Below are 11,709 nucleotides of genomic sequence, written 5' to 3'. Positions count from 1 at the left end.
CCACGCCAACAGCAACGAGCAATCGAACACCGCGCATCGCCTGAACGGCTTTCACCACCGGATAATAACGCCATTGGTGCACATGGTGGGTTAACTCATGTCGAGCCTTTCCAGTCGCCGGATGCGCTCTTCTATAGTTTGTAGTTGCTCCTGCAAGACTATTTGCTGGGCTTGATGAGGCAATATTAATTCAGTGAGCCAGCGAAGGTGTTTCTTCGACCAATTGGCTGTACCTTCATAACGAATATTGTTGCGCAAGAGTAACGCTTTAAGCTGGTACTTGGCTTCTTTTAAATCTTTCATTGCGGCTTCTGGGTGTAAGGTCTTCAGACTTTAATGACCTAACGAGCTTAAGCGCATCTCGACGGTCAGTTTTAATTCGCTCTCCCGGCTTTTTTGGAATAAGAGACGGAGCTACGACATAGCAACAGTGTCCTAGACTGGTAATAAGGCGATATATCCAATAACCACACGGTCCAGCTTCATAAACCACGTGCAGTGTCGCACCGGGATATTTAGATTCAAACTGACGACACAGCTTTTTCACACTGACCTTAGACGAGGAAATACGGCCATAATGAACAGGCACAGCCCCATGCTGTTCTTCACAATAAGCAACCTCATGAAACTCTTTATGCGTGATTTAGTCTTAAGCAAACTAATTATGGCACTGGCTTTCAGCTAACCCACGAAAATGCGGAGGCTAGCATTTCACAGGGAGTCATTGTGTCTATGTTTCAAGTGGATGTCAGATGAAATTTCTCTTTATTTTAGTTCTTTTAGGGAGCGTAGCCTGCACGTCGCTGGATGCTGGATATACGACCGCAAACCCACTTTCAAGGAAATTTATTTAAACCCTCATAAGATAATGCCGGGCTGATGCACGTTGTTGATGCAATCAACGGTCGCTACGGCAAAAGTAGCATGCAAATAGCATCTAATGGCTTCAGTAAGAAGCGCGCTATGCGTAGAGAGTATCTATCAAAGCGCGCAACCACGAGATGGAGTGGTATACCAGCAATTAAGTGTTGAATCTTTAATCAAAACAAAATAGGTAACTCTCATGTAGCATACTAACAAACCTATTAGTTAATACGAAGCGAAGCCAGAGTTTAATCGCGATAGGCGATATTGGCTTTGAAGAAGCTATATACAGAACAAACAAGCGGGAACATAACAAAGCAAATTCGGTACGGTGTGACTTCAAATTGAATAGGAGAGTTTTTTTGAATCGATCAGGCTTGAATCTAGAGTTATAAAGCATTTCGATGTAATCAAACGGCAGAAGTGTATATAAAGCCGCCTTTAGGGTGTCTATTACTAAACAACTGGGGTGGGCGAATTCAGGGGGGGATGATTAGATCGAATCTAAATAGTCGACTAATTGGAATGGGTTAGCAAATGAATGAAAAGAGTGTTTTACGTCCGATATACAGGTTTCATTATTGAAATTTTTGATAGCAAAACCTGCTTAATAGTATGGAATTTTACGCGCTAGAGTGTAATCAATTTCTCAATTTTATACTATGAACCAACTATTTGCGGGTTGTTTATCTCATTTTCTTTACATTGGTTTGCATTGTGTTTACGGTCTATTAGGGCATTTTGAAAATGTTCCCAAGATTTTAAAGGAAGAGAATAATTACAAGGAAAGGTATGTCTAGTAGATTTTTATATTTTTCAATGGTAGTGATACTGCATTTTTCAATTAGTTCTTATAGTAAGGCTGAGGCGATTGATACAAAAGCAGTTATTGACACAGAAAATGCTACGTTGTCTTTCAATAATGCGCTTGTTTCAAAAAGTTCAGAAGCATCCGATTCAACTTTACTAGCTAGCAAAAAAGCACCCAATGCATCCATCATGGCATTACCTCCGTCAGGAGGTGGTCCTGGAGATGATACACCTCAAGAATATGCCTTCAGTTCTAAAGAATTATTTGATACATCTTTAGATAGTCCAGCACAAACTGCAACATCAATTATGGGGGATGTTTATGACCCTTATACTGGTGAAGTATCTTTTAAAAATACCGATATTTTAATTAATACCAATTCAGGTATGCCTATAGAAATTAAGAGAGTTCGGTCACGTGTTATAGACTATAAAATTTTTGGGGATTGGGCTTTGGACTTACCTCGGCTCTACGGACCATCAGCGGGTAACTATTTTATAGGTCCTGACACGTGTTCGTGGCTTTGGAATGCATCTAAGTATATTGGAGGAGGGGAAGCATCAGATGCTCCAAATGGCCCTTTTCTAGGAGGTGTTGATTCAAATAGCTTGCTATTAAGGTCTATAGGAAATATTTCGGAGCCAGATAGTTCGCTATTTATATCGGAGTCAAATTGGCACGTGAGTTGCGCCAATGATAAGTACGTTGCAACAGCACCTAATGGAACGAAATACGAATTTGGACAATTAACTTACGCGCCCAAAATGGGCAGCGTACCTAGAGGCATGTCGACCGCCCACCTTCTAGTTACTAAAATAACAGATAGATTTGATAATTCCATTTCTTATACCTATGAATCGGGATTCATAAAAAAAATTCAAAGCTCTGACGGTGTTATTGTTACCTTTGAATATTCAGGGACAGAGGTTTCATCAATAACCGCAAATGGGCGCAAATGGAGCTATGAGTATAGTAATAGCGAATTAAAAAGAGTAATCAGACCGGATGGTACTTTTTGGGAATACGATTTTTCGGATTTTGACAAGTTTCCTTCAAGAACTGATAGCGTAACAGAGGTCGGTGTCGCTAATATGAAGCACCCTAATGGAGCTACAGCACTCTTCAAAGTAAAGGAAACGCTTCATGGTCGAACTAAGGTGCCACTTGCCGTCCACGCCCCAACAGGCAAAAGGCTGTTTTATCCCAATACTCACTATATGTCTCTTACAGAAAAGGTAATCAAGCCCTCCTTAAATGGGATGGAATATAGCTGGAGCTATTCATACTCTGAAAACGAAGGTGCTTTTGAAGATAATAATTCCAGCAGTATTCTTCCAACCAAAACCACTACAATATTGAAGCCAGATGGAAGTCGACAAGTAGAAACACTTTTCCGAACATTCGATTGGAAAGAAGGAAAAACTCAAAAGATTGAAAACTTTGGTTCAAATTCTACTTTACTTTCTAAAACTCTAATTTATTGGAAAGGCGGAGAAAAAATCGGCAGCTTTTTGGGTAATACTCTCTCTAACACCGAGAAGGATGACCATCGGGTACTTCTAGAAAAAAGTGTAATAACAAATTACCTTGATTATGGTAACGATATATATACAACTATTTATTCGGGGTTCGATAAATATGGTTATCCGCTTCTTACAACGGAGTCTAATAACTATAAGAGTTCGAAGCGGTATACAAAAAACTATTTTTATCATGATACCCGTAATTGGCTTATTGGTTTGCCGAGTAGAACCCTAGTTTCTAGTAATGGCAGTAGCTACAAAGAAACACAGAAAACAACTTATCATAGCGCTTCTGGTGTATATAAATCATTGCCAAATTACCACTATGCATATGGTCGGTGGTACAAGCGTAATGAGAGCTACCATACCTCAGGCTCTCAAAAAGGGCTTCCAAAAATAGTTCGTCATAATGGTACTAATCGTTGGGTTGAGTTTAGCAACTATAAACGAGGTATTGCGCAGACCATACGGACCCCCCAAAGTCTCTCGACCTCAAGTCAGTACGCGTACCGAGTCGTAGATAACAACGGGTGGATAACGAAAAAAACTGACTTCTTGGGAGAATGTATTACTTACTCTCATGACTCGATGGGTAGGACTGATTTGGTATCGCCGTGTAATAGCTCGTGGTACGACACTTCTATTAGTTACTCTACGACTACAAGTAACGAGGGCTTTAGTTATCTAAGTGCAGGCTATTTAAAGCAAACGGTAACAAAAGGAAACTACGAAAAGATTACCTACTTTGATGGTCTCCTACGTCCCATCGTGAGTCGAGAAAGAGACAAATCTATTAGCTCTAGTAAGCGTTACACCAGACAGGGTTATGATGCTTTCAACCGCTTAACTTATCAAAGTAAACCACACTCTCTCCACAGTACCCCATACGGTGTAGTGAACCAATATGATGGGTTGGGAAGGTTGATAAGGGCTGATGATAATACTACATCAGGAAGCATTAGTTATAGCTACCTCTCAAATAATAGAGTGCAGGTAAATGACAATGAAGGGAACACAACAACCACTTCTTTTCTTGCTTATGGTTCACCAGAGCAAAGTGTCGCAACGCAAATTAGTGCCCCGCATGGTGTTATCACTACATTAAATTATAATATATATGGCAATCTCACGAGTATCAATCAAGGCGGTCTTACTGAATATAGGGTGTATGATACCTATCAGCAACTGTGTAAAACAGTGCGCAACGATATTGGGCGCAGCGCTTACGTGTACGATGCAATCGGCCAATTGAGTTGGACCGCATCTGGAGACTCTGTGAGTACCTCTACTACAAGTTGCGACTCCAACGTTTACAACAGTGAAAAAACGACTCTTTCATATGACAATTTGGGGAATGTCCGAAAAGTAGAGTATGGCGATGGTACCAGCAGCAAGCTTTTTACTTATGATAAGAATAGTAATCTTAAAGAGCTAGTCCATGGCGACGTAACTCAAAATTACAATTATAACGATCTTAACCTCCTGACTAGCGAGCGTTTGCGGTTGGACTCTGTCGATTGGACAGTATCCTATGCGTACGATGATTATGGGAATAAACTAAACGTGCGCTACCCTGGTGGTGGAAGACTTTGGTACAACCCTAATGCCCTAGGGCAACCTAAAAATGTAGGTTCTTTCGCGAGCAATATTTCATTCCACGCTAATGGTCAGTACAAGTCAATAAAACTGAAGAATGGTTGTATCAACAGCTTATCTTTATACAATTCTGGACTACCTAAAGTACAACGAAGTGCCTGTGGAAGTAATAACATAGTTTACAACCAATACACCTATGATGCTAATGGCAACATTACCTATTGGGATGATAAACAATCAAATACATACGATTTAAGATTTACCTACGATGGGTTAGACCGCTTAGATAATATTAGAAATGGTAGTAATTCTCTCATTGGTGACCTGAACTACGACACAATGGGAAATATTACGAAACTAGATTCGATTGCGGGCACCATTAACTATGCCTATAACTCAAGTAAACAGCTTCAATCAACCAGTGGTATGAGAGGCTATGATTTTAGTTATGACGACCGAGGAAATGTTACCAACAATGGCTTTAACAGTTTCACCTATAATTTAGCAAATGAAATGGTTAATGCTAATGGGAATAGCTATGTTTATGATGGCCACGGAAAGCGTGTAAAAGCGAGTGATAGTGAAGGAACTCGCTATTCTTTTTACTCTATGTTTGGTCAAATTATCTATGAGAAGATAAATGGTTCAAATAGAGAGAATTACTATTTAGGCTCACAACTTGTTGCACACCAGGGAGCTGGAGCAGTTACATTTATCCACCCAGATATATTAGGAACTTCTGCTGGAAAGACTGATAACAGCGGAAACTTAGTTAGAAGGCTTCGTTATGCTCCATTCGGACTGGAATGGGGGAAAACGAATGCGAGTTCTGGCGAAAACGAGATTGGATATACTGGCCATAAGCACGATAAAAGCATTGGGCTAACTTATATGCAGGCACGATACTATGATCCAGTCATAGGTCGTTTCTATTCGAATGATCCGGTTGGTACGCTGGAACATTTAGGCGGAACTGGGGGAATACATGGCTTCAACCGATATGCATACGCTAATAACAATCCTTACAAATATACTGACCCCAATGGAGAGAATCCTGCTTTAGCTGTAAAAGGTGGGTGGCGAATTGGTCAGAGTATTGGAAACGGTATAAACTCTGCAACCAGAGCTTTGACTGGGAAAACACTGTCTGCTCATCTGGCTAATGCGGCATTTGCAGTGCTTCACAATGAATCGGCTGACCCAGTTGATGGAATTACAGATGGAAAGTCACCAGCCAAAGGTGAAGCAGGAGAGAAAGGGCAATTAGAAGGAGTTGGAGGTGCTGAAGGCGCACTTGGAGACCTAGGGAGTTTGCCGATTGCAGAAGGTACGGAATGGTCATCACCAGATGGTAGCCGCCAAGGAGGCGAACTTGGAGACGGCAGTGGAAGAAAAGTGAATGTTCATCCTAGTGGAGGTGGCGACTCTTATCCGCAAGGAACACCAACTTTAGAAGTACAAAAACCCAATGGTAAAACTGAAATTAAGATTAGATACCCAGAGGAAAAAAGTTCTTGACGCTAGATAAAATTAACAAACTGATAGAATCAATAAATGATGAGTTAATTCAACCTGCTAATTTTCCAGTGGTTCGTAGAGAAAGAAGTACAGTTGGTTTCATCAATCGTAAAGGTGACGAAAACTGGATGTCGGAAAGTGTGTTTGAAGAGACGCTTCTGAAATTGTCTAAGTGTTCTGAAAGTGATGAACTAATTGTTGCTGAGGATTTCGAAAGAGTTTATAAGTCTTCTGGAAAAACAGTCAGGCTCAATGAGAAAATACGCGCTACTTGGCAAGACTATTTACATTTTTGCTCAAGTAATGAGATGATCTCGTTTTACGTTTTTGATCATAGCTTAAGATGGTGTGGCTGGTTTAATGATGAATATTGGTGTTTAGTTTTTGAAAACTCTGTTAGAGAAGCGATTAAGGAATCGTATTTAGATGTCGAATTGGCTTACCAAGCATTTCCTGAGGCAGACTCACAATTTAAGTCTTTCATAGAAAATCTTTATAGTATTTCTTGAGATGGCACTCTACTTCGTAGAGTAAATGCATTGATTTTTGAATCTAAAGCCCCGCCCTTCGATGGTGGGGCTTTTTTAATTTCGGAATGCTGGTTAAGGTTGTTACCAATGCTCATTGACCATCCACCATGGCTCTAATTCTGGGAAACTTAGCCAGATCTGCTTTTCCTGGTTTTGGCCTGTTGAGCGCTAAGTTCTTTGTCTGTCAAAGGTTTTTTTCGACGGGGACTCCGCCAACTTCAACTACAATAGAGGTATTGTGTCTGCGGGCAACTTTATGAATCTCGAATATCGCATCGAAACACGCTTCCTCTGCGGCTTTCAGTATTTTTTCAGCCTCTTCTTCTTGCATGTCGGGAATATCTTTGTAATGGAAGTAAAGTTAGTATAGAAGCGTAATCGCGAGGCGGCCAATACATTAGAAAAAACGCATAATGAAAGTATCATTATGACTTTATCAATATGAAACTTTCATTATGACTAATTAAGCGGCTTTTTAAGCCCAGAGAACAAGGTGGCAAAATTATGAAAGAGTACCAGTATAGTGACCTGACACAACGTGAGCAGGAGCGTGCTCAGGTGCGTAAAAATATGCGAAGGTGGGTAAAGCTGCGTGAGCATTTCGATAAAAGGCCACGCGAAGAGAAAAAACCGTAGTAAGCATTATTTGTTGAGGTTTTACGCAATGAAATAGATGGCGCTAAGCACCAGGACGATAACGGCGACTTTCGCGATGAATGGGGATAACGGCTGCATCCTAATATCTTCTAAATGCTTTCTGTGAATGAGGGGGGTTAATGAATACGTCCCCCCTTATCAGTTTGTCTGTCGCCATCGGCGTTATCTGAGTGCTAGCGCTTTTAATCCGTCGCGTTAGGAGCCAGTGAACTACCCTTTACCTCGCTTCTTGTATTTTATGACATACATCGTGGCACCTACCATCACCGCTAAAGGCAATAAAAAAATGGCTTCTTCGAGCATTGTATTCTTCCGTTAGGGTGTGCAGCGAGTTGTTGCATAAAATACAACATCTCAACCTGCGCTAAGAAGGAATATGCACTTATTGCATATTCCTTCTTAGCAGTATTAATCATCACATCGACAAGCTTGGGCCAAAGTTACCCCGCTTGGGTAACAACAATAAGCAATACAAGCAGCGTAACCTAGTACGCACTCATAATTTCTCAGGGTGACGCAAGATGTACATCGCGCCTGCGACGATCACGGCAAATATAACTATCAGTGGTATCAGCGAGGAAAAACTTTCCCAAAATTCTTGGAAGCTAATCACCGATTCTGGCCTGCTGCTTTGCAAATTGGAGCTTGCTGATGAAACCGACAAATGTCGCTACTGTGCCGCTGAGGACAAAGACTTGAATGTTATCCATTCACTTCTCTTTGGGATGCCTTTGATTTTAATTATAGCGAATTCGCTATAATTAGACAGACCATGCAGCCAGATGCGCTTAGTATCATCTCGTCTTGTCGCGCTTTCGCATTAAGCTTATTACTGGCGGACGGGCAATTCCAGAGAAGGTATAACAGCGTGGTATGTTCGAAAATGGAACCAACCACGGGTTTCCGGCAATGAGCTAACGCATTATGAGGCTAATCGGGGGAGAAAAGGTATTTACCATAAAAGCCGTTGTTCGACATTGGGAGCTTCATGGTTTTGCAGGCCGACTACGTTGCGAAAGACTTGCTAAACACTGTTTGCAAAGTTTAGCTACTTCTCCAAAGACCGAAGTAACCTAAAATTCGTTATATCTTATCCTGGCTCGACTGGCTCCTCCTCAGGGCTAGAAGACATCTGCTCACAATGACGACTCTTCGTTAGCAGGAAACAACAAAAGATATAACCTAAATTGTATATTTACGAAGCCTTAGATGAGAAGTTGCACAGAACTTATATTATTGGAGCCAAAAGAAGGGGTGACTATGAAAACCTATGATGATTACCTGAGTGAAGTAAAAATACTCATAGCCGCTGGTCATAATCGTTTCGATGTCCTGAAAGCTCTCCATACGCTATATCTGCTGAATGATGGTGACGAAAGTGATGATGGCAGGTATTAAGCGCAATGGCTCTTGCTACCTATTTCGCCACGCTACTGCGACTACCATGTTAGATAATGGTGCTGACCTGCGCCATGTACAAGAAATGTTAGGTCATGCTGACATATCCACTACGCAAATCTATACACATGTTTCGCGCTCAAAACTGGCTGAAGTTTACGGAAAGTCCCATCCTTCCGCATTGAGCGACCAAACTATCTTTAACTAACTTAATAAGCGGTGTTCTTGCACCGCTTTTTCAGTGGCTCTGACCATTAAGAGTTGGTTGCAATTTAACCTATAAATGTTAACTTAATTGTATTCAGATATGGATGTTGTTCTTTTATAAATAGCCACGGAAGCTGAGTTCTCGCCACCATAAAAACCTCACCTAAGTGCATGAAAATACTCTGGTTCGTATTTCGGATTATTTTATATGCAGGCACGATACTATGATCCAGTCATAGGTCGGTTCTATTCGAATGATCCGGTGAACGCTGCAACTTTCCTAAGTCAAGGAAATATCCAAGGCTTTAACCGCTATGCATACGCTAATAACAATCCTTATAAATTTACTGACCCAACAGGGATGAGTCCTGAAATGGAAGTTGAGATGCCAGATCTCGGTCAAGTACTTGCGAATGCATTTGGTTTCGACAGTGCCAACCAAGCAACCGAAACCGTTCAGTCTGGAATCGACACTGTAAACCAATCGGTAGATACTGTTGGTAGTGAGTTGGCTAGCCGAACTAGTGTAACCGCTTCTGGAACGGCAGGTCATGGGCTAGGTGTAACTGCCAGTACAACAGCAGATTCTCAAACATTGGATGGACAGGGCGTAGAACTTGAAGGCTCTTTAACGGGGACGGCATACGGAGCTTCTGTTAGCGCTACTGCTAACTTCACTGTAGTTAAGCCTGACGCAAATGCCACTGGGCCAGTAACATCCACAACTGTAATGGGAGGAAGTGGTCTAGGTGGAGGAGCAACTATCCAATGGACACCTTCCTTAGGCGTAACTGTGCATGCTGGACCTGTAGCGGGTTTTAGCGTTAGCTCTAAAGCAGGTGGTGTCAAAACGAGAGTATTAGAGAAGGCGAATTAATGATGGAAAGCTTAGAATCACTTTGGCTATTAGTATGCGTTTGCTTGTTTCCTGTAACTATTTTCTATTCTATTAGTTTCAAACAGGTAACCAAGATTCTTAAGCAAAGACATATTGAAGCATATAAAAGCTTGGGAGAAGTTGGTTTCGTTAAAAATAATACGATTACAAATTCGAATAAATTCGTAATGTATATATTACAGGGAAAGTATAGGTTACTTGATGACGACGAATTAATTAAGAAAGCTAGTATTTGCAGGCTGCTACTACTAGTCGGATTGATACTGTTTCTCGTTGCATTTTTTCTACCTATATACATCGGAAACTACAAGTAGAATTTGCTGCGGGAGCATTCTTCTCGAATTGAATCCAACTCAATCGCCTCGCACTCGCGGGGCTTTGTTTTTTTGCCCTCTAACCAACTGACTTCAAGAATTAAGCTATACTGCTAAGACACTGGATCAATTATGTTTTATTGATAGTGCACTATGGCTCGTAGTGTCGATAAATTTATATGCAGGCACGATACTATGATCCAGTTATCGGGCGGTTTTATTCGAATGATCCTGTTGGGTATACTGCTGCCAACCCAGTGATGTCTTTCAACAGATATTTATATGTGAATAATAATCCATATAAATATACCGATCCGAATGGAGAATTTCTTCTAGGTGCGGTTATCGGTGGAGCGTTGGATGCAGTAGCACAGGGAGTACTAATTGCCACTGGTAATCAAGATAGTTTTGATTTTAAGTCAGTAGCAGTATCTGCTGGAGCTGGTGCGTTAGGGGTTGGTTTGGCAAACAACATTGCTAAACTAGGCAAAGCAGCGCAGCTAGTTGGTAACGTCGCTGCTGACGCATCTATAAGTGCGGGAAGTGCTGCGCTTAAAGGCCAAGATGTTACTTTAACTGGTGTTGCTGTTGATGTAATTGCTGGACAAACATTGGGTAAAGCAGCTGGTGATACTGCATCTGCAAGCGTAACAAATTCTGCTTCACATAAGTTAAATGAAAAGGCAGCAAACAGGTTAGAGCGAATAGCTTCCGGTAAGCCTAACCCTAGAAATGCTCAAGTTAATCGAGCTAACGCTGCAAGAGAAGCTGTTACTAATGCTCCAATTCAAGCAGCATCTACCGCAGGTGTAGCAGCCTCTAACGCTGCTTCGACCGCAGTTAATACAGGTTGTAAAGTTTCTGGAGAGTGTTAATTGAACGAGATAACGTACAATCACCAACAGGTATTGGCGAAGTTTTTGTTGGACAAGACAAAACTAGTAGGTCTTTTGTGTATTTACATTTTGGCTTTTATTGCTTTTGTAATAGAAAAAGGCGTAGCTACTGCCATATGGATTAGCTTGATTCCGCTAGTAATGGGCGTTAACTACATCTTCCTAAAAGATTTTTCTATTTGTGTTTCACATCTTAGATTGTCGAAGAGTTTATTAATATTTGTTTTGATAGTTGTGTCGATTAACACAGTGCTATTGCTAGCAAATGTGACATTTGTGGCTTACTCATTCGTTTGGATTGTCCCATTCGTTATTTTGGTTATTTTAACTATATTTTCAAAGTTAAATTCACATTAGACGCTTCTAAACTTTGAATCCACTCTAATCGCCTCGCACTCGCGGGGCTTTTTTGTTTGCCCAGCGAAGCTGGCAAACCCGTCAGGTTGAAAGAAACCTGAATCACCCTGACTGAGGGGAAGATAATCCGAATGGCAAGG

At 41.2% G+C, this 11,709-nt stretch carries 6 protein-coding genes and 2 pseudogenes; 6 read left to right on the top strand and 2 right to left on the bottom strand.

Annotated features, from left to right (window positions below; genetic code table 11):
- Nucleotides 1–643 (bottom strand): annotated as a pseudogene (locus tag MHN02_RS20760) (IS110 family transposase); the annotation flags it as partial.
- 1,013 nt (nucleotides 644–1,656) lie between these two features.
- Here MHN02_RS20760 and MHN02_RS20755 point away from each other — a divergent pair.
- Both MHN02_RS20755 and MHN02_RS20750 read left to right on the top strand, forming a co-directional pair.
- Nucleotides 1,657–6,312, top strand: a complete 4,656-nt coding sequence (locus MHN02_RS20755; RefSeq protein WP_080986477.1) for an RHS repeat-associated core domain-containing protein — start codon at nucleotides 1,657–1,659, stop codon at nucleotides 6,310–6,312.
- The gene (locus tag MHN02_RS20750; protein WP_039227563.1) at nucleotides 6,309–6,821 is read left to right on the top strand and encodes a hypothetical protein; all 513 of its coding nucleotides are present in this window, start codon (nucleotides 6,309–6,311) and stop codon (nucleotides 6,819–6,821) included. The genes MHN02_RS20755 and MHN02_RS20750 overlap by 4 nt, the downstream gene beginning before the upstream one ends.
- A 205-nt stretch (nucleotides 6,822–7,026) precedes the next feature.
- On the opposite strand, the gene MHN02_RS20745 is transcribed toward MHN02_RS20750, so the two are convergent.
- The gene (locus MHN02_RS20745; RefSeq protein WP_158297410.1) at nucleotides 7,027–7,173 is read right to left on the bottom strand and encodes a hypothetical protein; all 147 of its coding nucleotides are present in this window, start codon (nucleotides 7,171–7,173) and stop codon (nucleotides 7,027–7,029) included.
- 1,586 nt (nucleotides 7,174–8,759) lie between these two features.
- Here MHN02_RS20745 and MHN02_RS20740 point away from each other — a divergent pair.
- From MHN02_RS20740 to MHN02_RS20725, 4 genes and pseudogenes are all read left to right on the top strand, one after another.
- A complete protein-coding gene (locus MHN02_RS20740; protein ID WP_155279873.1) occupies nucleotides 8,760–8,897 on the top strand; it encodes a hypothetical protein in 138 nt (45 codons plus the stop codon).
- Nucleotides 8,881–9,105, top strand: coding sequence for a tyrosine-type recombinase/integrase (locus MHN02_RS20735; protein WP_269749289.1), 225 nt, complete (start codon nucleotides 8,881–8,883; stop codon nucleotides 9,103–9,105). The genes MHN02_RS20740 and MHN02_RS20735 overlap by 17 nt, the downstream gene beginning before the upstream one ends.
- A gap of 204 nt (nucleotides 9,106–9,309) precedes the next feature.
- Nucleotides 9,310–9,981, top strand: a pseudogene (locus MHN02_RS20730) (RHS repeat-associated core domain-containing protein); the annotation flags it as partial.
- Between the two features lie 514 nt (nucleotides 9,982–10,495).
- On the top strand, nucleotides 10,496–11,191 hold the full coding sequence (locus MHN02_RS20725; RefSeq protein ID WP_232379167.1) for an RHS repeat-associated core domain-containing protein: 696 nt from the start codon (nucleotides 10,496–10,498) through the stop codon (nucleotides 11,189–11,191).
- Nucleotides 11,192–11,709: the final 518 nt, after the last annotated feature.

This window comes from Alteromonas sp. CNT1-28, from assembly GCF_022348345.1.
Taxonomy (GTDB): Bacteria; Pseudomonadota; Gammaproteobacteria; order Enterobacterales; family Alteromonadaceae; genus Alteromonas; species Alteromonas macleodii.
Note: the sequence above shows the minus strand (reverse complement) of the source record. Positions and strands in the feature narration are given on the sequence as shown.

Coding starts and splice junctions, on each gene's coding strand:
- MHN02_RS20755 (WP_080986477.1), top strand. CDS start 1,657: ATGTCTAGTAGATTTTTATATTTTTCAATGGTAGTGATACTGCATTTT.
- MHN02_RS20725 (WP_232379167.1), top strand. CDS start 10,496: ATGCAGGCACGATACTATGATCCAGTTATCGGGCGGTTTTATTCGAAT.
- MHN02_RS20740 (WP_155279873.1), top strand. CDS start 8,760: ATGAAAACCTATGATGATTACCTGAGTGAAGTAAAAATACTCATAGCC.
- MHN02_RS20745 (WP_158297410.1), bottom strand. CDS start 7,173: ATGCAAGAAGAAGAGGCTGAAAAAATACTGAAAGCCGCAGAGGAAGCG.
- MHN02_RS20735 (WP_269749289.1), top strand. CDS start 8,881: ATGATGGCAGGTATTAAGCGCAATGGCTCTTGCTACCTATTTCGCCAC.